Annotated in this window: 27 protein-coding genes, 1 pseudogene and 1 other annotated feature; of the genes and pseudogenes, 5 read left to right on the forward strand and 23 right to left on the reverse strand. The window is 60.7% G+C overall.

What is annotated here, in order from left to right; all coding sequences use genetic code 11:
* Nucleotides 1–1,588: pseudogene (locus tag AC0GNR_RS17250) on the forward strand (Tn3-like element IS1071 family transposase); the annotation flags it as partial.
* A gap of 173 nt (nucleotides 1,589–1,761) precedes the next feature.
* Nucleotides 1,762–1,869 carry a hypothetical protein gene (locus tag AC0GNR_RS17255; RefSeq protein ID WP_472902138.1) on the forward strand — a complete coding sequence of 36 codons (108 nt, stop codon included), beginning with the start codon at nucleotides 1,762–1,764 and terminating at the stop codon, nucleotides 1,867–1,869.
* On the opposite strand, the gene AC0GNR_RS17260 is transcribed toward AC0GNR_RS17255, so the two are convergent.
* The 19 genes from AC0GNR_RS17260 to AC0GNR_RS17350 form a co-directional block, all read right to left on the reverse strand.
* On the reverse strand, nucleotides 1,826–2,233 hold the full coding sequence (locus tag AC0GNR_RS17260; protein ID WP_031944013.1) for a hypothetical protein: 408 nt from the start codon (nucleotides 2,231–2,233) through the stop codon (nucleotides 1,826–1,828). The genes AC0GNR_RS17255 and AC0GNR_RS17260 overlap by 44 nt on opposite strands.
* The gene (locus AC0GNR_RS17265) at nucleotides 2,230–2,715 is read right to left on the reverse strand and encodes a thermonuclease family protein (protein WP_015063510.1); all 486 of its coding nucleotides are present in this window, start codon (nucleotides 2,713–2,715) and stop codon (nucleotides 2,230–2,232) included. The genes AC0GNR_RS17260 and AC0GNR_RS17265 overlap by 4 nt, the downstream gene beginning before the upstream one ends.
* Before the next feature lies 1 nt (nucleotide 2,716).
* Complete coding sequence (locus tag AC0GNR_RS17270; protein WP_053057113.1) at nucleotides 2,717–3,142, reverse strand: OmpA family protein; 426 nt, start codon at nucleotides 3,140–3,142, stop codon at nucleotides 2,717–2,719.
* A 13-nt stretch (nucleotides 3,143–3,155) separates the two neighbouring features.
* Nucleotides 3,156–3,854, reverse strand: coding sequence for a TraX family protein (locus tag AC0GNR_RS17275; protein ID WP_269474032.1), 699 nt, complete (start codon nucleotides 3,852–3,854; stop codon nucleotides 3,156–3,158).
* A gap of 2 nt (nucleotides 3,855–3,856) precedes the next feature.
* Nucleotides 3,857–4,120 (reverse strand): conjugal transfer protein TrbO, encoded by a 264-nt coding sequence (locus tag AC0GNR_RS17280; RefSeq protein ID WP_162572153.1) that lies wholly within the window; start codon nucleotides 4,118–4,120, stop codon nucleotides 3,857–3,859.
* A 25-nt stretch (nucleotides 4,121–4,145) separates the two neighbouring features.
* On the reverse strand, nucleotides 4,146–4,751 hold the full coding sequence (locus AC0GNR_RS17285; protein ID WP_162572154.1) for a transglycosylase SLT domain-containing protein: 606 nt from the start codon (nucleotides 4,749–4,751) through the stop codon (nucleotides 4,146–4,148).
* A 13-nt stretch (nucleotides 4,752–4,764) separates the two neighbouring features.
* On the reverse strand, nucleotides 4,765–5,358 hold the full coding sequence (locus tag AC0GNR_RS17290; RefSeq protein ID WP_015063527.1) for a TrbM/KikA/MpfK family conjugal transfer protein: 594 nt from the start codon (nucleotides 5,356–5,358) through the stop codon (nucleotides 4,765–4,767).
* 19 nt (nucleotides 5,359–5,377) lie between these two features.
* Complete coding sequence (gene trbL / locus AC0GNR_RS17295; protein WP_472902130.1) at nucleotides 5,378–7,105, reverse strand: P-type conjugative transfer protein TrbL; 1,728 nt, start codon at nucleotides 7,103–7,105, stop codon at nucleotides 5,378–5,380.
* Nucleotides 7,106–7,121: 16 nt separating this feature from the next.
* Nucleotides 7,122–7,361, reverse strand: coding sequence for an entry exclusion lipoprotein TrbK (gene trbK, locus AC0GNR_RS17300; protein ID WP_031944010.1), 240 nt, complete (start codon nucleotides 7,359–7,361; stop codon nucleotides 7,122–7,124).
* 10 nt (nucleotides 7,362–7,371) lie between these two features.
* The gene (gene trbJ, locus AC0GNR_RS17305; RefSeq protein WP_031944011.1) at nucleotides 7,372–8,145 is read right to left on the reverse strand and encodes a P-type conjugative transfer protein TrbJ; all 774 of its coding nucleotides are present in this window, start codon (nucleotides 8,143–8,145) and stop codon (nucleotides 7,372–7,374) included.
* 18 nt (nucleotides 8,146–8,163) lie between these two features.
* Complete coding sequence (locus AC0GNR_RS17310) at nucleotides 8,164–9,558, reverse strand: TrbI/VirB10 family protein (protein ID WP_015063524.1); 1,395 nt, start codon at nucleotides 9,556–9,558, stop codon at nucleotides 8,164–8,166.
* Between the two features lie 5 nt (nucleotides 9,559–9,563).
* Nucleotides 9,564–10,031 carry a TrbH Mating pair formation protein gene (locus AC0GNR_RS17315; RefSeq protein ID WP_015063523.1) on the reverse strand — a complete coding sequence of 156 codons (468 nt, stop codon included), beginning with the start codon at nucleotides 10,029–10,031 and terminating at the stop codon, nucleotides 9,564–9,566.
* A 2-nt stretch (nucleotides 10,032–10,033) separates the two neighbouring features.
* On the reverse strand, nucleotides 10,034–10,939 hold the full coding sequence (trbG, locus tag AC0GNR_RS17320) for a P-type conjugative transfer protein TrbG (RefSeq protein ID WP_015063522.1): 906 nt from the start codon (nucleotides 10,937–10,939) through the stop codon (nucleotides 10,034–10,036).
* Nucleotides 10,940–10,951: 12 nt separating this feature from the next.
* Nucleotides 10,952–11,728: a conjugal transfer protein TrbF gene (locus tag AC0GNR_RS17325; RefSeq protein ID WP_015063521.1), complete on the reverse strand. Its 777-nt coding sequence runs from the start codon at nucleotides 11,726–11,728 to the stop codon at nucleotides 10,952–10,954.
* On the reverse strand, nucleotides 11,725–14,262 hold the full coding sequence (locus AC0GNR_RS17330) for a VirB4 family type IV secretion/conjugal transfer ATPase (RefSeq protein ID WP_015063520.1): 2,538 nt from the start codon (nucleotides 14,260–14,262) through the stop codon (nucleotides 11,725–11,727). The genes AC0GNR_RS17325 and AC0GNR_RS17330 overlap by 4 nt, the downstream gene beginning before the upstream one ends.
* Complete coding sequence (locus tag AC0GNR_RS17335; RefSeq protein ID WP_011171720.1) at nucleotides 14,259–14,570, reverse strand: conjugal transfer protein TrbD; 312 nt, start codon at nucleotides 14,568–14,570, stop codon at nucleotides 14,259–14,261. Before AC0GNR_RS17335 ends, AC0GNR_RS17330 begins: the two co-directional genes overlap by 4 nt.
* A gap of 2 nt (nucleotides 14,571–14,572) precedes the next feature.
* Nucleotides 14,573–15,001 (reverse strand): IncP-type conjugal transfer pilin TrbC, encoded by a 429-nt coding sequence (gene trbC, locus AC0GNR_RS17340; RefSeq protein WP_472902131.1) that lies wholly within the window; start codon nucleotides 14,999–15,001, stop codon nucleotides 14,573–14,575.
* Nucleotides 15,002–15,012: 11 nt separating this feature from the next.
* Nucleotides 15,013–15,975 carry a P-type conjugative transfer ATPase TrbB gene (trbB, locus tag AC0GNR_RS17345; protein WP_472902132.1) on the reverse strand — a complete coding sequence of 321 codons (963 nt, stop codon included), beginning with the start codon at nucleotides 15,973–15,975 and terminating at the stop codon, nucleotides 15,013–15,015.
* A 254-nt stretch (nucleotides 15,976–16,229) separates the two neighbouring features.
* The gene (locus tag AC0GNR_RS17350) at nucleotides 16,230–16,607 is read right to left on the reverse strand and encodes a helix-turn-helix domain-containing protein (protein WP_472902133.1); all 378 of its coding nucleotides are present in this window, start codon (nucleotides 16,605–16,607) and stop codon (nucleotides 16,230–16,232) included.
* 320 nt (nucleotides 16,608–16,927) lie between these two features.
* Here AC0GNR_RS17350 and trfA point away from each other — a divergent pair, with 320 nt between their 5' ends.
* Entirely contained in the window at nucleotides 16,928–17,797 is an 870-nt protein-coding gene (gene trfA, locus AC0GNR_RS17355) for a plasmid replication initiator TrfA (RefSeq protein WP_031944006.1), read from the forward strand.
* Between the two features lie 435 nt (nucleotides 17,798–18,232).
* Nucleotides 18,233–19,479, forward strand: a protein-coding gene (locus AC0GNR_RS17360; protein ID WP_472902134.1) for an IS3 family transposase whose coding sequence is annotated in 2 segments (ribosomal slippage) — nucleotides 18,233–18,524 and nucleotides 18,524–19,479 — 1,248 coding nt in all. Because the reading frame shifts where the segments join, the coding sequence is not laid out codon by codon here.
* Nucleotides 18,514–18,630, forward strand: a sequence feature (AL1L pseudoknot). (Overlaps the previous gene by 117 nt.)
* A 274-nt stretch (nucleotides 19,480–19,753) precedes the next feature.
* Here AC0GNR_RS17360 and AC0GNR_RS17365 read toward each other — a convergent pair.
* The 4 genes from AC0GNR_RS17365 to phnC are packed head-to-tail and all read right to left on the reverse strand — an operon-like array spanning nucleotide 19,754 to nucleotide 23,257.
* Nucleotides 19,754–20,725, reverse strand: coding sequence for a phosphonate dehydrogenase (locus tag AC0GNR_RS17365; RefSeq protein WP_024815576.1), 972 nt, complete (start codon nucleotides 20,723–20,725; stop codon nucleotides 19,754–19,756).
* Between the two features lie 17 nt (nucleotides 20,726–20,742).
* On the reverse strand, nucleotides 20,743–21,543 hold the full coding sequence (phnE, locus tag AC0GNR_RS17370; RefSeq protein WP_472902135.1) for a phosphonate ABC transporter, permease protein PhnE: 801 nt from the start codon (nucleotides 21,541–21,543) through the stop codon (nucleotides 20,743–20,745).
* The gene (phnD, locus tag AC0GNR_RS17375) at nucleotides 21,540–22,415 is read right to left on the reverse strand and encodes a phosphate/phosphite/phosphonate ABC transporter substrate-binding protein (RefSeq protein ID WP_472902136.1); all 876 of its coding nucleotides are present in this window, start codon (nucleotides 22,413–22,415) and stop codon (nucleotides 21,540–21,542) included. Before phnD ends, phnE begins: the two co-directional genes overlap by 4 nt.
* A gap of 56 nt (nucleotides 22,416–22,471) precedes the next feature.
* The gene (gene phnC, locus AC0GNR_RS17380; protein ID WP_472902137.1) at nucleotides 22,472–23,257 is read right to left on the reverse strand and encodes a phosphonate ABC transporter ATP-binding protein; all 786 of its coding nucleotides are present in this window, start codon (nucleotides 23,255–23,257) and stop codon (nucleotides 22,472–22,474) included.
* 189 nt (nucleotides 23,258–23,446) lie between these two features.
* Here phnC and AC0GNR_RS17385 point away from each other — a divergent pair, with 189 nt between their 5' ends.
* Nucleotides 23,447–24,334 (forward strand): LysR substrate-binding domain-containing protein, encoded by an 888-nt coding sequence (locus AC0GNR_RS17385; protein WP_227328280.1) that lies wholly within the window; start codon nucleotides 23,447–23,449, stop codon nucleotides 24,332–24,334.
* Nucleotides 24,335–24,371 lie beyond the last annotated feature (37 nt).

Below are 24,371 nucleotides of genomic sequence, written 5' to 3' on the forward strand. Positions count from 1 at the left end.
GTTGGAGGTGGCCACCCTGTTTGCCCTGCGCCGCGCGGTGCGCAATGGCTCGGTCTGGATTGAGCACAGCCTGAGCTTTCGGGGTCGTGCGCGCTTGTTCTTCACGGACGAGCGTTGGCAGGCAGAGTCCAAGAAACACTATGCCCGTCTATCGTTACCCAGCAAGGCTGCCACTTTCTTGAAGCCTTTGCTGGCCAGAGTAACTGCCGGTGTCGATGCGGTGGCCGCTGCAGCCCGCAGTGGCGTACTGCGCGTGGATGATGAACTCCATTTGTCGCCATTGCCCGCAGAGGACGAAGACCCAGAAGTGACCAAGCTGCGCGCGGCTTTGGATCACCGCATCGGTGAGGTTCAATTGCCGGAAGTGATTCTGGCCGTTGACGCCCAGGTGCGCTTTAGCTGGATCATGCTCGGACGTGAGCCGCGCTCTACCGACGAGCTGCTGATGGTCTATGCCGGCATCATGGCCCACGGCACCAGTCTGACTGCGGTCGAATGCGCGCGCATGATTCCGCAATTGTCTGCCACCAGCATTCGCCAGGCCATGCGCTGGGCGCGGGACGAACGGCGTCTGAGCCAGGCCTGCCAGGCTGTGCTGGAATTCATGCAGCGACACCCGATTGCCGCCACCTGGGGGCGGTCCGATTTGGCATCTTCTGACATGATGAGCATGGAGACCACCAAACGGGTGTGGCAAGCCCGGCTTGATCCTCGGCGCAACACACCTTCCATTGGAATCTACTCCCATGTAAAAGACCGGTGGGGCATCTTCCATGCGCAGCCCTTTGTGCTCAATGAGCGCCAGGCGGGCGTGGCCATTGAAGGTGTCATCCGCCAAGAAAAGCTGGAGACCATCCAGCTTGCTGTGGATACCCATGGCTACACCGACTTTGCCATGTCACATGCCCGTTTGCTTGGTTTTGATCTTTGCCCGCGGTTGAAGGAACTCAAACAGCGCCACCTCTTTGTGCCACGCGGCACCAAAGTGCCCGCAGAAATCGCTGCGGTGTGCGAAGCCAATGTCGACGTCGCTTTGATCGAAAAGCATTGGGATAGTCTGGTGCACCTGGCAGCCTCGGTCATGAGCGGACATGCCAGTGCGGTGGCAGCTCTTGCGCGGTTCGGTTCTGCCGCCCAGGGCGATCCAATCTATGAGGCTGGCGTGCAATTGGGGCGGTTGCTGCGTACGGCGTTTTTGGCTGACTACTTTGTCAAGGACGCTTTCAGGAACGAGTTGCGCCGGGTGCTCAATCGGGGCGAGGCTGTTAACGCCCTCAAGCGCGCCATTTATACCGGCCGGATCAGCCCGGCGCAGGCCAAACGTGTCGATGAAATGCAGGCTGTGGCCGATGCGTTGAGCCTGATGGCCAACATCGTGATGGCGTGGAATACCTCACAGATGCAGGCGGTCCTGGATCGCTGGTCGAACCGCCGCCAGGTCATTCCACCGGAACTGATCGGGAAGATTGCGCCCACCAGGCTGGAGAGCATCAACTTGCGGGGTGTGTTTCGCTTCCCGGTTGACCGCTATGCTGACCAAATCCTGCCTTCGCGGCCAAATGCATCGATAACTGGCACCAATGGATGAAACCGACCACGGTTTGACGCCACGAATCGCAGATTTGAAAGTGAACAGGAAAGTCAATGAAATCAACGATCTACCAACACCACCTCCGCGCCAGTGCTAGCTTTTCGTACCGTCACTTATTGCACTGAAAACGAGGAGACCCCGACACAGCAACTCACGAGAGGATCATTGCGCTGCGCACTGCGGGGCACAGCATCCCCGATACGGCCAGGCTGGCCGGCTGCAGCGAAAGCCAGGTCAAGCGCGTTTGGTCAATGCGGGCGACGGCCTCACCAGCTTGACCGTGACGCCGGCAGGCCGCATGAGAGCCTTAACCACGGCGGCCGACACCTCATTGCGGGACTGCGCTTTCTCTTCGACGCTTTTGCGTGGGAGGTCATCCGTTGAATCTGGAACGCTCACGGTGAGCTGATCCCCGATCAATGAGGCTTCAAACATGCGCTTGCCGGCCGGCGTGATCCACATGCCTATCAGCTCGCGCTTGGAGTCGGCGACCAGGCGCTGCGCCGGCTTGTCCATGTGGGCCTTGATCTTCTCGCACATGGCCGTGGTGGCCGGCACCGAGGGAAGACGCTGCAGGTAGTCGAGAACGTTCTCGAGCACGGCCAGCGTTTCCTTGTGCTTCTGTTCGTCGGTGAATTTCACTTGGCGTCCCATCCCTTTCTTTTTTCTGCGCGCCACTCCCAGGGCGCGACCGCGTGCGGATCGGCCCACAGGCCGACCCGCCCAGCGCGTGCCGCTGCTTCGACGTCGAGCAGCGACCGATCCACCAGGTAGGCCCGATACACCCAGGCCATGCCCTGTTCCACCATCATGCGGTTGACACTGCGGCCGTCCACCAACAGCGTGCCGATCGCGCGGCCGTAGCGATCGACGGACGCCGATCGCACGTAGACCGACTTCTGGAACACCGCCGCAGCAAGCGCCTGCCTTGACCTGGTGCCGAAGGCTTGCGCCTTCTCGGGGGCGTCAATCTCAGCCAGGCGCGTGCGGATCGGCGTGCGATCCACCAACACATCCACCGTATCACCATCGAGAACGCCGACGACGCGGCCCGCGAAATCGGCGTGTGCCTGTCCTGCAGCGATGCACAGGACCAGCGCGACCAGGCGAGCCAAGCGCGCCATGTCAGTTGCCCACGAAGACAAGTTCGACTTCCACGCGCTGGTTCTCAAGCCGGCCTTCTGGCGTCGAGTTGTCCGCGATGAAGTCTGCAGCAGATGCGAAGTTGACGACGATCTTCAACGGCGAAACGCCGCGTGCGATGAGATAGGAGCGCGCCGACAGTGCCCGAGCAAGGGCCAGCGATTCATCCTGCGCGCTCGGCTTGAGTGTGCTGGTCCGTCCCTTGATCGTCACCAGGTCGGCATCCTTCGCGTTGAGCAATTCCGCTTCCTGCCGTGCCGTGGGCCGGAAGGCCGTGCCGCCATGGGGGAACGACACGAAGACACCCGACAGGACCGGCCTGCCGTATTCGGTCATCGGCTGGGCCGATGCGCTTTGCGCGGCCACCAGGAAGGCAGCAGAGAGGGCCAGCAGGCACGGTTTGAACATGAACACGCTCCAATCAGAAAAAGAGGTAGCCGGCCTTGCTCATCGGGATTCGGATGAGCCAAAGCGCGATCAGGTGCAGGGGGTAGTAGGCGTAAAACGCCCACCGCAGCCGGGGCAGGCGCACATCGACGTGCGCAGCCGCGGCGACCACGGGGAGCGCCGCCAACGCCCAAAAATTGCCGTTGATGAACCACAGCGCGGCGCAGGACGCCAGCAGCAGCGCGAGCGCCGGCACCGATGGCTTCCTGCAGTACCACCAGACAGCCAGGCAGATCGAGAGCGCCGGCCACCAGTATTCGACCGAGCTGCCGGCGACGAGGAACACGGCGGCAGCGGCAACCAGGCGCGGACGGCCTCCCTGGTCGATGAGGAAGAGCACGGCCGTTGCGGCCAGCAGCGTGAACATCACGTTCAGCGGCCACCAGCCGGCCCACAGGCCGCCCAAGGCGAGGAATGCAGGGGTGGCGGCAAGGCCGAAGAGGGCCAGGCGCTTCAAGGTGCGGCGATAGACGCCGCGCTGCAGCGTATCCGGCCGAGCCAGGTTGTACGCCAGGACAAAGCAGAAGATCGGCAGCGCCAGGCGACCCGCGTTGAACAGCAGCGGCACCGTGCCATTGAACAGGTACTTGTTGACGTGATCGCCGGTCATGAGCAGCAGCGCGAGCCACTTCAACGCTTCGACCGATCCATCAGCGACGACCAGGCGCGGCAACCTCACTTGCGGCCACCTCGCCGGCTGTAGTGCTGGAGGGCGACGAAGGCGAGATACAGCACAGGCGCGAGCAGGATCAGCGCAATGGTCTTGCCGATCCATGCCGGCAGCGACCAGAGCACCAGGCCGAGCAGGAGCAGCGGTCCGAAGGCAAGCAGCAGTAAATCGCCCTGGCTCTTGGCCTGCGACTCGGCCCAATCGCAATAGCTCTTGATGACACCGAAAAGGCCGAGGGTGTACCGCTTCATGAAGGCGTGAAAGTCCATGTTTTTATCCGCTAAAAAAACGGCCTCACTGGCCGTTGATGATGAGCTTTCGAGGCACGTAGCTGGCAGTGCTCCAAGGCCCTGCAGGCGCTGCCTGCGGGACCGCTGCAGGGGCCGGCTTCGATACCACTGGCGCGGTCTGAGCGACCGCTTGAACGGCTACCGGAGTCGAAGGGATTGCGCCGGGCTTTGTCACGTCGCGGGTGACGAACCGCGCATCGAGCCAGTCGGCCCACTTGACAGCCCTGCGCATCAAGTCGGCGCGATAGACCACGTTGAATTGGGGGGTGCGCGAGTGGTAGTTAGCCGCCCGCGTCCACAAGTCGCCCTTGTCCATGCGGATGTGTTGCCGCAGCCGCCAGGCCGCCAGGTCAAACGAGTAGCAGCCAGCCGCTGCCACGTCGTTTGCCGTAATGCCGTACTTCGCCAGGTCGCCCAGGTACAGGGTGTTGAACTGCATCGGGCCCACGTCATGCGTGCCGTTCGTGTTCTTCACCCACTGGCCCGGCTTGCCGCCTTCTTTCTCCGCGACCGCAAGAACGATGTTCGCCGGCACTTCGTATTTGACGGCGGCCGAAATCGAGCAGATGACGCGCTCTTGAAGCTGGGGCGGGAGATCGATGAAAGGCATGGTTCAGGCTCCCTTAGTTGCCACCGCCGCCCCAACTGGCGCGGCGGCGCTCTTCGTCTTCGGCCTTGATGCGGGCGTTGTATTCGGCCAGGGCGCGGTCATAGTCCCGCGCCTCGACCCAATACCCTCCCCGCTCAGGAATCCCCACATAGCGCGGCACCGTGCCCGAGAAGTCCGTGTAGGCGTGCGTCGTGTAGGCGGTGCAGTAGCTGGGCATCTGGTTGCTGACGTACACCATGCCATCGTCGGAACCCGTCCACGAACGCAGCACGGCATTCAGCGAAGCGGCATCACACCGGCCGGCACCATTGGCCTGCGCATTGACCAGGGCCGACATTTGCGGCGTCTGATTGGCGACGGGGCAGAGGTTCAGGAAGTTGACGCGGCCCCGGATCGTGTCCGACAGCTTGCGGTACGAAATGCTGAAATAGCGGCGCAGCGAAGGCGTGCATTCGCTGGGCTGGGTGCCAGTGGCAAGGCACAAGATCGCTTCGCAGGCCAGGCGGGTATCGCCCGTGAGGATTTCCTGCGCGCTGGCAGTGGCTGGAATCGCACCGAAGGCGGCCACCGCAAGAGCGGCCGAGGCGATGAGGTTTTTGCGTTGCATGGTTGATGCTCCTTTGCAGTTACGAGGTTTTGGAATTGCGATTCATGAAGTCGGCCACTTCGGGCGCGACGGGGGTTTCTGCCTGGCCCTTGCCTGCAGACAGTTCGTTGTCGTTGAAGGCCGTGGCGGCCGTCGAGGCCTGCGCGGCGCTGCTGGGTGCCGGTGCGGGAGTGGACAGGTCTGCCGGCGCTGCCGCGTCCTGCGCCCTGATCGCGGCTGCGATCTTTCCGCCCGTGGTTTCGCTGATGCGATCAAGAGCCGACTCGCGCATGCTCGCGGCCTTGGCTTTCGCCACGTCCCAGGAGCCTTGCGCCAGGTTGCCCGCAGTGCTCGCAGCAATGGCCGCCGCACGGCCCAACATGCTGCCGGTGGAGCGTTGTTCGCCAGGTGCCAGGCCAGTGTCCTGCCCCCCTCCCTTGGCGTCAGAACCTGCGGCCTTGCCGCCTGCGTCGGCCTTCCCTTCGGCACCAGGTGCCGCGCCACCGCCCGAGTCCTTGCCCTCGCCTGCCGGCGCGCTGCACTTGCCGCCCGAGCTGCCGCCTTCGGAGGCACCACCACCGAAGCCACCGCCCGAGCCACTGGAGCCACTTGAGCCGCCGCCCGAGCTGCTGCCGGTGTCCATGCCCGCGAAGACGCTGCCACCGCCAGAGCTGCCGCCGCCAGGGCCTGCAGCGGCCATAGCGACGCCGCCCATCGTGTCGCCCATGCCACCACCGCCGCCGCCCTCGCTGGATGCCGCAGACGCTTTGCTGTAGGCCGCCATGAGGGCTTGCGCGCCACCTGCCGCGCTGGCCGCGCCGGCTGCAATCGCAGCGCCGCCCGTGGCGATGGCCGCGCCGGCCACCGCCGCCGCACCCATCGCTGCGCCGGCACCAAAGCCACCGCCGAGGGCGTGCGTTCCGCCGCCCATCGCCAAGCCGCCAACCATCGCCGGCAGCTTGTTGACCAGGGCCAGCAGCACGACCGCGACGATCATCATCACGCCTAATTCCTTGAGGCTGATGCCGGCGCTCATGGCGTTGTAATACTGATCGACAAACGACTTGCCGATGCCGACGAGCAGAACCATCGTGAAGAGCTGCGCGGCGATGTTCAGGACGGTCTTGTAATAGTTGATCGCCATGTCCGAAGTCCACCGCGATCCACCGAAGCCGAGAAAGAAAACGCCGGCATAGGCCAATATCCAGCCGCTCACCAGGAGCAGCAACATATTCACGCCGATCAACGCCAGGATGATGAGAATCGCCGCGCTGATGAGGATGCCGGCCGCGCTATCGACAGGCGACCACACCGAAGACTGATCGAGCACCTTAAAGAAAATGTCGAAACCAATATCAACGATCCCGGAGGGCGTCAGCGTCGAGCCGGTGCCGCTTGCACTGCCTGCGATGGTGCGCAGCGAACTCATGATGTCGGTGGCGAAATTCGGCCCGTTCGTGAGCAGCCACCAGAAGAAGCCGGTGAAGATGGTGAAGCGGATGAACTCCGCATAGAACTCGCCAATATCGGCCTTGCGCAAGGCCATGAAGCCAAACGTCCACACCATCGAAATCACTGCGAGCGTCCAAAACAACCAGGTGGACCGGGCCGTGATGAAGCCGGCCCAACCACTGGCGGCGGCCGAATAGCGGTTGAGGACGTTATCTAAGACGCCGGCATTGTCGATAGCCGCTTGCGCCTCAATGGAAAAGAACGCCAGCCACAGCAAAACAAACAGCAGGCCGGCGTTCTTGAATACGGCTGGCATTCTCATAGTCACAACCTCACCATTCTTTCTTTTCGCTGGGTTTGAAACCGCCACCACGGCGCAGGCACAGCGACGAAAACGCTTGCTGCGCGCCCTTGTCTTCGATCTTGGCAACGCTCGCGGGCTTGCAGTTCTCATCGTTGACTTCGGGCATGGCTTGCTTGGCCGGTTGTTCTGCAGGCTTTTCGCCGCAGCCGGCGACCAAGGCCGCCACGAGGGCGGCCAGGGCCAAGGTAAGAACCTTGTTGGTCTTCATCGAGCAGCCCTTACCAAGTGCGCGCAGGGCTAGCGCGGTACTCGCCCTTGCGCAAGTTTTCGGCAGCAGCGGCCTCTTGCGCCTCTTTGTCTGCAATCACCTGGTTGCGCGTGGCGACCGCGTTCTGCTGCGCGATCAACAGGCCGCGAATCTGCAGGAGCTGGTTTGCCTGGTTGCTGGCGAGCTGGTTTGCAAAGCCGATGGCCTGCATCTGGCCGGTGGCTCCCTGCGCGGAAGATTGCAGGCGTTGCAATTGGCGCGCATCGGATTCCATTGCGTCCTGCTGCTTGTCCAAGCCTTTGAACAGCGCATCGTTGGCCTTCTTCTGAGCTTCCGAATTCAGCTTGTTGGAAGCCTGTTTCATGGCGTCGAATTCAGCCTTCGTGCAACCGATGTTGAAGCATGGGGACGAGCGGTAATAGGACACGTCCTGGAACTTCGACAGGTAGCCGTCGAGGCTGCCCGCCTGGTTCTTGTAGTAGTTCAACGTGTCGATGGCCCCGCGAAGCTGGTTCATCGTGGACGTGGCCTGATCCCAGATATACGCGGCCGGTGCGACCGTGTTCTGGATCATGTTTTCGTACTGCTGGAGCTGGGTGCGGTACTGCTCAATTTGCTTGAGCGTCTGCGCAACGTTCTCCACTGCCGACATGACGGTTTGCGTCAGGTTCGCACCGTCGATAACCGGGATGCCGGCCTGCGCCGGGGTCATCACGCCAGGGGCAGTAAGTGCAAAAACCAAAGCGACTTTAGCCGCTAAAACTTTCTTAGTGAGCATCTTCATTTCGCTTTCTCCTTTGGGTTAGTAGTCGAACGCCTGGTACGGCTTGGAAAACGTCATGTCCTTGGTGACGATGACGTTAAAACGGTAGCCCGGACGAATTTCGAGGGTCGGGGCAATGTTCATGTTTTTGGAAATCAACTGAGCGGTGACAAGGCCGAGCTGCTGGCCCAACGCTTCGCTAAGTGCGCCGCTGGCCGTCTGCCGATTGCCGTTGTTCTGCTGGTCCTGGTTCTGGCTCATGGTGATACCCGCCGTCACGCCAGACATGAGGAATGCCGATGCGAACAGCCGGAAATAGTGGTTGTTCACCTGGTCATTGAAGCCCGCATAACCGGCGCTGTCCGCACCAGGCATCGAACCAATATCCATTGCCTTGCCGTCCGGGAAGACGATGCGTTGCCAGGCAATCAGCACGCGGGATTGGCCGTATGCCACATCACTGGAGTACCGACCCACAAGGCGCGAGCCTTGAGGAATCAGCTTCCATTTGCCGGTGGGCGTGTCGAACACGTCCTGGCTCACCTGGGCCATGATCTGACCGGGCAAATCGGAGTTGATGCCTGAAATCAGCGTGGCGGGCACGACGAAACCGGCGCGCAGCTCATACGGCGAGCGTGGCGCTTCGGGCTTGGAATCGAGCTTCCAGCGGTCTTCCTGCCCGGAGTTGGCGAACTGCGAATAGTCCTTGCTCCCCGGCGAGCTGGAGCCGGCCGTTTGCAGGAGCCTAGGAGCCGCCGAAACGCCTCCCCCGGACATACCCCCTACCCCACCGGCTTGAAGCTGCTGCATGCGCGCTCTGTAGGCCGCCGTGGGGTCGTCGCGGGTCTGCGCGTCGATTTGCTGGCGCACGGCCGCCAGTCGGGCTAACGCTTCCTCGCGGGTGGCCGGCGCTGCGCCATCCGTCAGGCCGCCAGGCGTCGATCCCGAGCTGCGCGGAGCGATGCCCCGCACGCCCGTCTTTGCCTTGATGGCCTCTTCGAGCTGCTGCATCTTCGCCATGCGGACGCGCTGCATTTCGTCGTTGTTGACACGGTCATCCAGGCTTGCGCTGGTCGGTGGCGTCGGCGGCGCGTCCAGGTTGTCCGGGCGGGCAACGTCGATGGCCTGGCCTTGCGGCTGCGAGAGGTCGGGCACCGTGGGCGGTGCTGGCCGCTCGGCCTGAATGATCCCGTCCTTCTGGTTGCCGGCAATCTCGTTGGCGAACATGCTGGTGTTGCCAGCCTTTTCGTCCTTCGCACCGGCCGGCCGGTTCTGCTGGGCTGCGCGATCCGCAGCCACCAACACCATGACCAGCAGGAACACGCCCATCAGGCCGCCGATGATGTAGACCGGCAGATTGTTGACGCGGCGAACGCCGGTCTTCTTTGTCACTTCCCCAGGGGAAGCGTCAGGCGACATTTGGTCTTCGCTCATGTGCGTTACTCCTTCCGAACCCACGCGCCGGCCGGGTACAGAGTGCCGTTCTGTGCAGCCGAGTAAGCGCGGGTCAATGACTGGTTGCCCACCAGCAGGGTCACGCGGTACAGGTTCGATTCAGCTTGATCGAGGATGTACCGCAGCGGTTTGCCAGCGGTCGCCGTGGCGTCCGTGGCCGCCGATGCGGCCGAGGCCGGCGCGGCTGGTTTGAACTCCAAGAGGGCGTAGCCCTTGGCGCGCAGCGACTCGACCAGCGAAGAGCCGAAGGCATCCGGCGTGGCGTGCTGCAGATCGAACCGCGTGCTTGCGGGCGGGTACACGGCAACGAGCTGCTTCGCGGCGTCATCAGCCATCGTTTGATTGAAGGCTGCAGGCGCGCTTTGCGTGAAGTTGCCGTAGGTGGATGGCGCAGTGGTGGCGCAGCCGGCCAGGCCGACCACGAGCAGCGCGAGGAAAGCGGTCTTGCGCATGGTTATTTCCCCCTGGTGATGGTCACGCGGTCTTGGCTGCTGCCGACGCCGGCAATCAGCACGGCCTTGTCGAAAACCGTGTCCACGATGTAGCGGTCACCCTGCACGCGGTAATTGACCATCACGGTTTCTTCATCCGTGAAAACGCCGCCATCCTTGCGAACGACTAGGAGCGTCGGCGCTTCCGTCTGCTGCATCGTGCTGGGCATTTGGATGATGGTTTTGGTCCCATCGTTGTAGACGCGCACGGGCTTCCAGGCGGCCGATCCCGACACGTCATAGGCAAAGTTCAGATCGCCCAGGTACTCGCCGGTTTGCGGGATCGTGCGCGACTGCTTTTCCTTCACTTCGCGGGTCTTGATGGCGTCCCACTTCGCCATTGCGTCTTCCGTGTAGGTGAACGCCACACGGGGCATGAACTCCGTGCGATGCGAGCGCAGCCGCAGGTGATACGTGCGCCGGTTCGTGGTGACGATCAGCGACGTTTCCAGGCCCACGTCCATCGGCTTGATGATGAGGTGCTGCACTTCGGCCGGGCCGCTGCCCGTGATGGCCGGCTCGACCGTCCACCGGGCGGTGTCGCCCAGGTGGATCGAGTTGACCTGTTCACCGGGCTGCAGCTCCACATCGCAGACCTGCAGCACTGCGCACACGATGCTGGGCTGCTGCGCACCGAATAGGAAGCGGATCGAGCCATCGGCGCCGGCCACCGGCTTGATGCCCGTCGCGCTGTTGTCGCGCCACTTCTGAGCGATGGCGACGGCCGCTTTTTCCTGCGGCGTCAGCGTCGGGTTGTCTTTGGAGAAATAGAGGTCGGCCAGGTTCTTGTCAGCCGGGCCGGCCGGCCCTGCAGCGAGTGCGAATGCGGGCGCAGCGCCCAGGACCAAAGCGAGAAGATACTTGTTCATGAGTGTTGCCCCTTAAAGCTGTTTCGACCAAGAGAAGTCACGGACGTAGATGCCAAGCGGGTTGTTGCGCACTTGCTCTTCCGTGGTGTTTGGAGTGGTGGCGACGGTGTAGACCGTGACTAAGGCCCGCATGCGGACCGGCAGGCCCTTCACGACGCCCTGCCGGTCGCGTGTCGTCTCCATCCAGTCCACTTGCCAGGTGTCGGGCGTCTGCGGGATCACCGAGAGAATTTCGGTGCTGACCGTTTCTTTCGCGGCGCGCTTGAACGGGCTGCTGTCCTCGCTGCCGTTCAACCATTCATTGGTCTTGGCCGTGGCCGGATCGTTGGCCGAAAGCATCGAGTAGAGCCGGAACACGGCCTTGCGCTGCAAGGCCACGTCAGGCGTCACCAAGCGGGCATCGCTGACGAACGAGGCCACCGAGGCGTGCACCACGCGCTGATCGACTGCAGCGGCCCGCTGTGCCGGCGCGACGGCCACCGCCTGGCCGAGCTTGTCTACCTCGACCACGTAGGGCACGAACTTCGATTGACTGCCAATGTGGATCAACCCGCCCACGGCGGCCAGGACGATCAACAACGACAGAATGCCGACAACCTGCCAGGTCTGGCGCGACGAGACGACCGCGCCAACGTGTTCATTCCAGGTGCGGCGTGCCGCCAGGTACGGGTTTTCGACCTCGCCCCTGCGTCGGCCACCTTCCATCACCGAATCCGGTGCGCGCCGGGGATCAGCCGGCTGTGCGGGCTTCTTGAAAATCAAGCCCTTGATCGTGTCTGCAAAGCTCATGCTGCCACCCCATAGTCAGAAAGTTTCAAATTGCGGCCGGCGAGCCATTCATGCACCCAGGCATCGCCGAACTTGGCTTCGAGGCTCTTGATAGCGGCCACGGATTCCTTGTCGGACGCGCCGACGAACGCCAGGGCCAGCGGGCCTAGAGCCAGGTCGTAGAGTCGCCGGCCGTTCTCGGAAACGTAGTAGTACTGCCGCTTCGGAATGGCCGTAGCCAGAATCTCAATCTGGCGAGCGTTGAGGCCCATGCGGCGATAGAGCGCCGCCGTGTCCTCATCGCGGGCGTACACGTTGGGCAGGAAAATCTTGGTTGCGGTCGATTCCACGATCACGTCCAAGATGCCCGAGTTCGCCGCGTCGGAAAGGCTCTGCGTTGCCATGAGCACCAGGCAGTTCGCCTTGCGCAGCACCTTGAGCCATTCCCGAATCTTGGCGCGGAACGCCGGGTGTCCCAGCATCAGCCAGGCTTCGTCCAGGATGATGACGGCCGGCTGGCCTTTCAGGCTGCGCTCGATGCGGCGGAACAGGTAGAGCAGCGTCGGCAGGGCGTATTTCTCGCCCAGGTTCATCAGCTCTTCGATTTCAAAAACGGTGAAGTCGGTGAGCGACAAACCATCTTCTTCGGCATCGAGCAGATGGCCCATGTTGCCGTCCACCGTGTACTGCCGGATCGCCTCGCGGATCGCTTCATCCTGGATCGTCACGCTGAATTCGGACAGCGTGCGCGCTCCGCTGGCGTGCATGCTCATGATCGCGTTCCCGATCTCATTGCGTTGCGCCGGGGTGGTTTCCACGTTGTTCAGCGCAAGGATCGTGTCGATCCACTCCATCGCCCAAGCCCGATCACTCTTCGACTCCAGGAACTGCAGAGGGCAGAAGGCCAGCTTGTCGTCATCGGCCGCCACGGTGAAGTGCTTGCCGCCCGTGGCCTTGGCCAAGGGGTACATGGACATGCCTTTGTCGAAGGCGTAGATCGACATGCCTTGATAGCGACGGAGCTGCGCCGCGATCAACGCAAGGTGCGTTGACTTGCCGGCACCCGTGGGACCGAACATGAAGGTGTGGCCCAGGTCGCGCACATGCAGGTTGAGACGGAACGGCGTGGCACCGTGCGTCACGCAATGCATGAGTGCCGGCGACAGCGGCGGATACATCGGGCAAGGCGCTTTGTTGAGGCCCGTCCAGATCGTGCTTGTCGGCAGCAGATCGGCCAGGTTCATCGTGTTGATGAGCGGGCGGCGAACGTTCTCCACGCCGTGGCCCGGAAGGCTTCCCAGGTAGGCGTCCAGCGTGTTGATTGTCTCGATCCGCGCAGCGAAGCCCAGGCGGTTGATGGCCTTTTCTACCTGGCGTGCAGAGGTTTCCAGCTTTTCGCGGTCTTCGTCCATCAGGACGACGACGCTGGTGTAGTACCCCACCGCGACCAGGCCGCTATTGACCTCGGCAATCGCAGACTCGGCATCGTTCACCATGGACATGGCGTCCTGGTCCACCGAGCCGGTATTCGTGTTGAAAACCTGGTCGAAGAAGCCACGGATTTTTTGCTTCCACTTCTTGCGGAACTTGTCCAGGTGCTTCACGGCTTCATGCGAGTCCATGAAGATGAAGCGGCTCGACCAGCGGTATTCGACGGGCAGCTCGCCCAGGGCGGTCAAGACTCCCGGTGTTGACTCCAGAGGAAAGCCCTCGATGGCAACGACCTGGACGAACTTGCGGCCGATCTTGGGCACCACGCCGCCGAACAGTTCCTGGCCGCCGATCACGGCATCCAGGTACATCGGGTTGCTGGGCAGCAGCACGGGGTGATCCATGCCCGTGATGCAGAACTGCAGCCACCGCAGCAGATCGTCATGCGTGACCGTGGAGCCGTCTTCGTTCACCACCTTGTTCCCACGCAGGCGCTGCAGCTTGACGGCCGACGACAGGCGCGATTCGATGCTGGTGCATTCGCGCTTGAAGTAGTCGATCAAGCCTTGCGTGCGGGCCTTGTTGCCGGGTGTCTTCGCTTCGTCATCGAACATCAGTTCAACGAACTTGCTTTGCGCCAGAAGCGGCGGAAAGTAGGTCATCGTGACGATGAAATAGCCCTCGTACATCGTGCCCAGGCCCTCGAAGAGTCGGCGGCGCTCTTCGTCCATGGCGGCCGACACCGGATCGGGGAAATGCGACAGGCCCGTTTCGGTGTAGTTGGGTGCCGGCCGGCGCACGGCATCGACGTGGAGCATCCAGCCGTTACCCAGGCCCGCGAGCGCCTGATTGATGCGGAACGACACCATTTCCCGCTGTTCATCGGTGCTGCTTGCGTTGTCGTCGCCCTTGTAGAGCCAAGAGGCGATGAACGACCCGTTCTTACCCACGATCACGCCGTCATCGACCATGGCGGCGTAGTTGAGTAGATCGGCCAGGCCGGCGTCCTTGGAACGATGCTTTTTGAGCTTCAATTCCGCATCGACGGCTCGGATGCGAGCGAACAGGATGAGCAGCAGCAAGGCACCGAGCGCCGCGATGCCAATTGCGATTGCTTCGATCATTTGTATTGCTTCCCTTGGCTATTCGGGTTCAGTCGGAAAGGCGTGCTGCGCGCTGGGTAGTACCCCTTGTACTTACGGTGACGCAGGTACACGAAGCGCAGCTTGGGATCGGACTTCGCCATGAGCCGGCACGCGAAGAGCGCACCGAACCACAGCAGAAGCCCGATCACCGTTGCCCTCAGTTCTTGGGCGCTGAAAATCAGCGCGAAGGCCAGAAGACCCGAAAACATCACCAGTTCACGATCCCCACCCATGAACAGGTTGTCTCGGTTCCCGGCGCGACGAATGGGGATCGTGCGGAGGGCCATCGTTAGACCGTGCGGACGCTGTTGGTCAGAACCGATGCGGCTTTGAGCTGGTGCATCACGGCATCGCCCAGCGCGGCAATCTCAGCGCCACGGCCGAAGAAGGTGCTCATCACGTTCTGCGCGCCGACCAGGAGGGCCATCACCAGGACGAGGAAAATCAGCGTGCGGAAGAAGCCATTCAGATCGCCGCCGAAGATCAGCACGCCGCCCGCGATCACGATGCCGATGATCGACAGCGCGAAGGCCACGGGGCCGGTGACGGAATTGCGCAGGTTCGTCAACCAGCTTTCATAGGGCAGCGAGCCGCCCGTGCCTTCCGAGGCAAAAGCATGCTGCGGAGACAGCAGGAACAGCACCATCAGCAGCGCCGCGCCGATGTAGAACATCGTCGTGCGGTTAATGGCGAAGGGACGGAAAAGAGACGCTTGCATTGGAAATACTCCTAGAGGGTTTTGGTGATGTAGCGGCCGTCCACGTACCCGGAAACCTCAAGGATTTCCTGGATGCGGCGACTGCCTTCAGGGGTGCGGGCGATATGAACAACGACATGAACCGCCTCGCCGATTAGCGGTTCAATCTCGGATGGAGCCGACTTGTTCCTAGAAACAAGCGACTTCAAGCGAGTCAGGCCCTCTTGCGCACTGTTGGCGTGGAGGGTGGCAGCGCCGCCGGGGTGCCCGGTGTTCCAGGCGTCAAGCAGATCAAGTGCTTCTTCGCCTCGGACTTCTCCGACCAAGATGCGGTCGGGGCGCATGCGCAATGTGGTTTTCAACAGCATCGTCATGCTGACTTCGATGCTGGTGTGGTACTGGACGTAGTTTTCAGCCTTGCACTGAATCTCGCCGGTGTCCTCGATGATTACGAACCGCTCCATCGGATCGTGACTCACCATCTGTTGAATGATGGCGTTGACAAGGGTTGTTTTGCCAGAGCCAGTGCCACCAATGACGAGAATGTTTTTGTGCGCCGAAACAGCCCGTTCAATCGCTTCCTGTTGGGTCTTCGTCATGATCCCGGCTTCAACGTATTGAGCTAACGTGAAAACCGCGATTGCCTTCTTCCGAATGGCAAAAACAGGCCCTGCTACGACGGGGCCGAGTTGGCCTGCAAATCTGGAGCCATCGAGAGGGAACTCACCTTCAAGCAAGGGACTGCTTCTTTTGACTTCCTTGCCGTGGTAGCCGGCAACGGTTTCAAGAATGGCCTGCGCTTGCGCGTGTCGCAGAGTGCCGATGCAGTGCGACCGCTCTCCTTGGCGTTCGAGCCATATCTTGCCGTCCGCGTTGAGCATGATTTCCACCGTGCGCGGGTCATTCAATGCACCCAAGAGCAGCGGCCCCATGTCGCGTTCCAATTTCTTCTTGGCCCGCTCTTTGAGCGTTGAGAAGTCTTCTGTGTCTGCCATGTCCGTCCTGTTCCATTTCGTTTCGTCGTATTCTACACGGACAAACGATATACCGAACAGGAAAGCAAGGCAAGCCAAAGCCTTCAACGAACTGTTACCCCTGTTGACAAATGGGGCGCTCGGTTGAAGGCTGCAGAGTGAAAGGAGGCGCTGGCTGGCGAGTTGCGCGGCTGGCTGGCGGCTGGGTTGCTACCCAGCGAAGCGGCAATCCCCGTGAATGGGGGGCTTTAGCCGCTAAAAATTTCCCTCTGGCGTCAGGGCTTTTTGCCTTTACTTTTGGCTATTTGCTTCCTGTTCGCCTCATCCCATTGCCGCACTGTGAATGCCTGGTACTCGTTGAGGATCGCCGCTATGCGTGCGAACCCGTCCGGGAGACTCTTGGGGGCCTTGCCCCCGGACAAGGCGTCCAGCGTTGCCTTGTCCAAGTCAGTCATTTCCAAAAGGGTCGGCAATGGGACGCTCAAGGCGTCCGCAATGGAACCCATGATCTTGAGGGAAGGATTGGCCTTCCCGTTGGTCAAGTCGGACAGGAATGATATGGACATTCCTGCCTTCTCGGCGAGGTCATGCTTCGTCATCCCTTGCTCTTCGAGCAGGCGTAAGACGTTCGTAAAGAATATCTGGTTGTACACGGTCGGCTATGCCTTGCGATCCGCAGCTCTAAATTTTAGCCGCTAAAGTTCTTGACGGGGAGACCGTGTTTAGCTAAACTTCGAGTTCTCTAGCGCAAGAAAATCAATGCATGAGCCTAAACAGGTTCCAATTTATCGGTAATCTTACCCGCGATGAAGGGGCGAGCGATACATCGAGCTGCAGAGCAGATGCGATCCCCTCCCCTGGCGTCCAATCGGCTGTTTTGATACCGATGCGTCGAGCGACGGCAGGAGTTACGCCGCCGAATCACCCGCCGTTGGCATTTGCCGTGGCGTAATTTCCATTCGGAGGAACCTCAATGTCCGCACCCGCCCCAGCGCCGAAACGAAAAACCGCCGTCGAGAAGACCGCCGACAAGGTGAGCGAAGTCAAGCAGGCCGCTTTGCTCAAGCACACGAAAGAGCAGATCAAGGCAATGCAGCTTTCGCTGTTCGATCTCGCGCCCTGGGGCGACGACATGCGGGCGATGCCGAACGACCTGGCGCGTGCTGCGCTCTTCACGACCAGGAACAAGAAGACCCCGCGTGAGGTGCGGCAGCAACACGTAATTTTTCACGTCAATAAGGACGTGCTCATCACCTATACCGGGATCGAGCTGCGGGCCGATGACGACGAGCTGGTTTGGCAGCAGGTTCTTGAATACGCGAAGCGCTCGCCGGTCGGTACGCCCGTTTCCTTCACGTTCTACGAGCTTTGCACGGACCTGGGCTGGCCGATCAACGGCCGGTACTACGACAAGGCCGAAGAGTGCCTGACGCGCCTGCAGGCGACCGCCATGCAGTTCAGTTCGGGCCGGATCGGCCGGCTTGAATCGGTGTCCCTGATCCATCGCTTCCGCGTGCTGGATCGCGGCAAGAAAACGTCGCGCTGCCAGGTCGAAATCGACGAGGAAATGGTAGTGCTTTTTGCCGGCGATCACTACTCGAAATTCGTGTGGGAAAAGTACCGCGAGCTGTCCCCTACTGCCCGGCGCATGTTCGATTACTTCGTCTCTCACAAGGAACCGTTCCCCTTGAAGCTGGAGACGTTCAGGCTGATGTGCGGGTCCGATTCCGCCAGGCTCAAGAAGTGGCGCGAGCAGACCGGCCAGGCGTGCGAAGAGTTGAGCCAGAGCGGGCTTATCAAGCTGTCATGGGTGCAGGGTGACTCGATCTACTGCCAGCGGTAGACCAGGTGGACATGCGACAGAGAACGGGGGCCTAGGCTCCCGTTTTTCATTGACAGATGAGGGGCGCAGCGGCGGCATGCAGACACTTGAGGGGCCAAGCCAGGGACGGGGAATTTTCGCGGGCGCGAAAACCGGCTATGTCGTGCTGCGCATCGAGCCACGTTCCGCGTCTCGACCCCTGCGGGCTTCCAGCGCCTTTCCGACGCTCACCGGGCCCATGCCCCTCGCCGCTGGGCTACAGGCCCGCCAGCGGGCCATACGACTGCCGCAAGCGGCCATCCAGGGGTCGCCTCAGAAAACGGAAAATAAAGCACGCTAAGCCCTTACTTACCCAGATGTTTGACTGTTCGTGGCACTTTCACCATGGCAATTGCAATTGCCCAACCTGAATCGCACCGGCTTCCGTGGAGGCTCAACTCCTGAGAGGATTGAGTCATGAACACTAAAGCTGCTCGTTTTAGCCCTGAGGTACGTGAACGTGCCGTACGTTTGGTGCAGGAGTGCCAAGCGGATTACGCATCACTGTGGGGTGCATGCGAATCGATTGCCCCCAAGATTGGCTGCTCTGTCAGTACCCTGCATGGATGGGTACAGCGCAAAGAAATAGATGCAGGCCAACGACCGGGTTTGACTACAGATGAACGTGAGCGGCTCAAGCAACTGGAGCGGGAGAACAAGGAGTTGCGGCGTGCCAATGACATACTCAAGGCTGCGAGCGCTTTTTTTGCGCAGGCGGAGCTGGACCGTCGCATCAAGAGCTGATTGTCTTTGTAGACAAGTACCGTGATGCCTATGGGGTCGAGCCAATTTGCCGACTGCTGCAAATTGCCCCATCGGGCTACAGACGCAGGGTTCAACAAAGAAACTGCCCATGGCTGCGCTGCAAGCGCAGCCAATCAGACGAAGAGAGTTGCGGTCATATCCAACGTGTATGGCATGCAAACTGGCAAGTTTATGGGGTGATCAAAGTCTGGAAGCAAATGCATCGAGAGGGCTTGCCTATTGCCCGCTGCACGGTGCAGCGCCTGATGCGCAAGCTAGGGTTGGAGGGTGCGCGGCGTGGCAAGAAGGTGTGCACAACACGCCCAGATGTGGCAAGGCCATGCCCACTAGACCTCGTCAACCGCCAGTTCACAGCCCAACGTCCTAACCAGCTTTGGGTTGCAGACTTTACCTATGTATCGACATGGCAAGGTCAGATGTTTGCGGCCTTTGTGATTGATGTCTATGCCCGCCGGATTGTGGGTTGGCGAGTCAGCAGCCACATGCGCACTGACTTTGTTGTGGATGCATTGGAGCAAGCTCTCTACGCACGGCATCCTTCAAGCGATGAAAAGCTGATTCATCACTCCGACAGGGGGAGTCAGTACGTGTCCATTCGCTACACAGAGCGCTTGGAGGAAGCTGGCCTGATGCCTTCGGTGGGCAGCACCGGCGACTCCTATGACAACGCCCTGGCTGAAACTATCAACGGCTTGTACAAAACGGAGGTCATCCACAAGCGAGGACCATGGAAAACACGTGAATCGCTGGAGCTGGCAACCTTGCAATGGGTGCATTGGTTTAACCACAGCAGATTGCTGGAATCCATTGGGCATATACCACCGGCGGAAGCTGAGGCAAACTACTGGCGGCAAGTTGCCAATACCGTGCAGGCTAACGCCTGCACTTCAACAAACTAGCCTCCACCAAACCCGGTGTGATTCAGTGTTGATGTAGGCAACGATCCCAGAAAACCGTCCGAGAAACCGGGGGAATCCCACCCCGGATACTTGGCGGCACGGCTTATCGGAACCATTGCGAAGAGCATCCGCAGTTGGCCCGCGGGTCCGAAACACGTAGCCAAGGTCTTCTCAAAGAATTAGATCGGCCAGAACCATAGAACGTCCAAAAGCATTCTCTGGTGTGGTGACCTCATGGCTGCACCGAGCAGTGCGAAGCTGCCACATGAGCCGCTCAGTGCGATGCCTCGTAGTGTGCAAGCGGCTCATTACCATTTAACGCAACGAGCAAATTTTCAGCAGCCTGCAACTCGATGGCTCGGCGAACCTTCTTCACCGCCGAACCAATGTGGGGTGTGAAAACCGTGGAGGGGTGTTGCAAGAGTTCCGGATGAATCTGGCGTGGACGGTCTGCCAGCAGCCAGTCTTCCATCTCGTACACATCGGCGGCGTAGGCACCCAGGCGCTCGTCCTTGAGCGCCCGTGCCACGGCAGCCTCGTCCACAACCGAGCCTCGCCCAATGTTGACCAGGATCTGCCCCCGCCGAACACCTTCAAGCATGGTGTCATTGACGAGGTGACGCGTTACGTCCAGCAGCGGAACGGCCAGAATGACATAGTCGGATTGCGACAGGGCCTCACCCAGGCTCACCATGGTCAGGCGTTCGTCATCACCATGCGGGTCCACGCCCAGCAGTTGAGCGCACCCGAAGCCACAGAGACGGTCCACAATGGCCCGCCCAACGGCGCCAAGTCCGACGACCGCCACTATCGAGCCGTGCAACCCCATTCCGTACAGCTGGGGACGCCATCCTGCGTAGCTCTTGCGAACACTGACGTCACCTGCCAGCACATGGCGCGCGGCGGCGATGGCCAGCCCAATGGCGAGTTCTGCCGTGGGTTCTGTGAGCAGGTCAGGAACGAAGCTCACGCTGACACCGGCTTGCGCACATGCCTTGAGGTCAAAGTTGTCATACCCCTTCAGGGCGCAAGCGATGGTCTTGAGCCTGGGAGCGTGCAACAGGGTTCGCTGATCTACCCGGTCAGGCATGAACGCCATCATGGCGTCGGCGTCCTTCAGGTGGAGGTAAAGCTCTTCCTCGCTCCAGGGCTCAGGCCCTTGATTCATCACTACATCACCGGCGGATCGAAGACGCGCCAGAACTGCTTCATGGATGGGCTGCGTCACCACAATTTTCGGCATCATTACCTTCCTCTCTCTTTCTATTTCAGATGTTTGCGAAGCGCCGACCCAATGCCGTCGACCACGAGCACGCATATGAGGATGGACAGCAAAATGGCGGAGACTTCGTCGTACTTGATCAGGCGCAGAGCCGCCATGAGTTCAAAGCCAATGCCGCCCGCACCCACGATGCCCATCACTGCCGATGCGCGAAAGTGATATTCCCATCGGTAGATGGTGATGTCCGCCAACTGGGGCAAAACCTGCGGTAACACAGCATGGGTGATGACCTGAAACCGGCTTGCGCCCGCGGCCTTAGCGGCCTCCAGAGGTTTCGGGTCCACGTGCTCTATGGCTTCGGCGTAGAACTTGGCCACCATGCCCGTGGAATGCAGGGCCAACGCCAGCAAACCAGGCAATGCCCCAAAGCCCACGGCCGCGACGAACAGAATGCCCAGGATGATTTCAGGCACAGACCGAAATGCAGCCAAGATGGTTCTGACGATTCGCCCAACCACCGCATTCGGCGCGGTGTTGGGCGCCGCCACCAGGGCCAGCGGCAACGACGCCAGAACGGTCAGCGCCGTGCCTGCGATCGACATGGCTAAGGTGTCACGCAATGGAATGACCCAGTGCTCCCAGCGCTCGAAATTCGGCGGCACCATCTCTGAGGCCAACTGCTGAATCGCTGGGCCGCCTTCGATGAAACGCTGCGCGTCAAAGAAGCCGGTGACATACAAAGCCACCACACAGACGAACAGAACGACACAGGCGGCGCCCAGCCGTTTGAGTCGCTGCTGTCCGTCGATGGCAACTATGGATTCCAAGGCTACCGATGTCATTTCATGCGTCCCAGATCAAGCTTGAGAATTTGTGCGGTGTCACGCAGAACGTCGTAGGCCTTGTCATCGGTCGCGACAAAGGCCTGCACACGGAATAACTTGAGAATCTCGGCGTCCTTCATCTGAAGAAAGGCGGCTCGGATGGCTTCCTTGAGCTCCGGCGTGAGATTACCTTGCATCACAATGGGATAGTTCGGAATGGGTGCCGACAGTTCAAGTTGCACAATCTTGTTGGCATCCACCATGCCCTTTGCGATGAGGTTGTCCAGAATGGTTTTTGACAGAGCGCCGGCGGGAACCTGCCCTGCCTGAACAGCTCGGGCCACGGCATCGTGCGTGCCCAGGTGAACGGGGCGGTAGTCAGTCTCGCCGTTCAGTTGGTAGTTTTTAAGCAAGTGCGCGCGCGGTATAAGGTGAGGGGACGTCGAAGCCTGATCGCCAAAGCCAAAAGACTTTCCACGAACGTCAGCCAGGGTCTTGACCGGGCCGCCCGCCGTGGCAATGAGAACCGAGTGGTAGGTCGGAGAGCCGCGCTCCACGCCAACGGCAAAAGGCTCAATGTTGGGCGCCTTGGACTTGGCCAGCACGTAAGAGAACGGTCCAAAGTAGGCCACCTCGATGCGGCCAAAGCGCATGGCTTCAATCATCGACGAGTAGTCCGTAGTCACCGTAATCTCTATTTCCTTCTTCAGGGTCTGTTCCAGGTACCGCTTCAGAGGCTGTGCGTTCTGAATGATGGTGGCGGCGTTTTCGTCCGGCAACAGTGCAACGCGAAGCTTGGAAGGATTTTTGCCCTCGGCATGGGCGCCAAGTGGCAACAGGGCGGCCAAAGTGGCGGCAGCGATAAATTGGAAACGGCGGCGATTCAGCACGGTAAAAACTCCTTGGATTGAGAGGGGGAATCAAATTGACTGCCCATGTTGGCAGGTTAGGAAGAACGGGACGGTTCGACAGGTGACGACTTCGCGTACAGGGCAGACTGGGCTTCTTCCGTCAACTGCGCTGCTGTCCCGTCGAACACCACCTGGCCCTGGCGAAGGCCCACAATGCGGTCGGCGAACATGCGCGCGAGGTTGACTTGATGCAGAGTCACGATGGCCGTGAGTCGGTCTTTCTTGCAGATGTCGTGAAGCATGGTCAACACACTCTGCGCGGTCGCCGGGTCGAGGCTGGCCACCGGCTCATCGGCCAGCAGCAGGCGGGGCTTTTGCACCAAGGCACGCGCAATGCCAATGCGTTGTTGTTGCCCACCAGACAAGGTGTCTGCCCGTGCTAGGGCTTTCTCAAGCAGGCCTACGCGGTCAATGGCCGCCAGCGCCTCCAGCTTGTCAGCCTTGCTCCAAGGCCACAACGACGCCAGAGATCCGCGGGTGGCGAGCTTGCCCATCAACACATTGGCCAGCACGCTTTGCCGCCCGATCAGGTGGTGCTGCTGGAACACCATGCCGCAGTGGCGCCGATGCTCAAGAAGGTTGCGTTTTGAGACGGTGCCGCCCGGCAGATCGGCCACCGACACCTCTCCGTCTGTGGGGCTAACCAAGCCATTGATGCTGCGCAGCAGCGTTGACTTTCCCGCGCCCGACGCGCCCAGCAGCACAAGGAACCCGCCATGCTGTACCTCCAGCGAGGTGGGCGCAAGCGCTGTGTGACCATCGGCATAGGTCACCGTGATACCCCGCAAGCTCAGATGGCTCTCGCGAATTGCAGTTTTCATAGCTCGGTTTCATTTGTTGTGGTGCGCTAGACGCACACCAGGACTCAAGTGGTCAGAGGTATCTCTCGGGAAAGAGGAGGTTCTGGAAGAAACAGCTTCAGTGGAAGCACAGCTCAAGTCTGGGTGACCAAGGTGTCATGAATATGAAACTTTCATCCCTAAAAATGAGGGCACCCATAGATCACATCAATGTCTGGACTCAGCCTCCTCGCAGCCTTGAAGGCCTTTGACGCAACGGCCCGAGCCGGCAGCATGACCGCTGCCGCGAGAGTGCTCGCTATTCAACAACCGACTGTTTCTTCACACATACAGCGCCTGGAGGTCGACTTCGGCGTGGAGCTTTTTCATCGGCGCGGGCGGCGGCTTGAACTCACGTCCTTTGGACGCACTCTGTTGGACTACACCCGGCGTACCTTCAGTGGCGAGGAAGATGCGCACGCACTGCTCGCTGCTGCGAAAAATCAATACGTAGGGCGACTGGTCATCCATGCCATCGGGCCGCACAACGTGCTGCCCGTGTTGAAGCTGTTCATGAAACAGTTCCCCCAGGTCAACGTGGCTGTTGGCGTAGGCGACTCGCGAACCATCACCGAAAAGATTCTTGACTACCAGGGAGACGTGGGCATGGTGCTCAATCACGTCGCTCACCCAGATCTATTTGGCGCGGCTTACCGTACCCAGCGATTGGTGATATTCGGCAACACCCAACACCCACTCGCGCAACGGGCCACTCTCAAACTGCGTGATCTGCAGGGTCAGAGGTTCGTCATCCGAGAGGAAGGATCGACGACCAGACGCGTGTTTGAACAAGAACTAAAGGAGCGAGGCGTCGAGGTGCAGGTGGCTCTGGAGATGGGCAGCCGCGAGTCCGTTCGAGAGGCGGTGGCGGAGGGGCTGGGCCTAGGCGTCGTGGCGGAAACAGCCTACAGGCCGGATCCTCGCCTTGTTAAGTTAACTATTTCAGACACCAGCATGGCGACACAGGTGCACTTCATCTGTAGAAAGGAGCGGCATCAAGCTCCACTGATCTCGATCTTCCTGGGTTTGGCGCATAGCGTAAGTCAGAAAATTGCCTAGGTATGGAACTTGGATTCCATGCAGCCGTGGGGCATGG

This window comes from Hydrogenophaga sp. LT287, assembly GCF_055702805.1.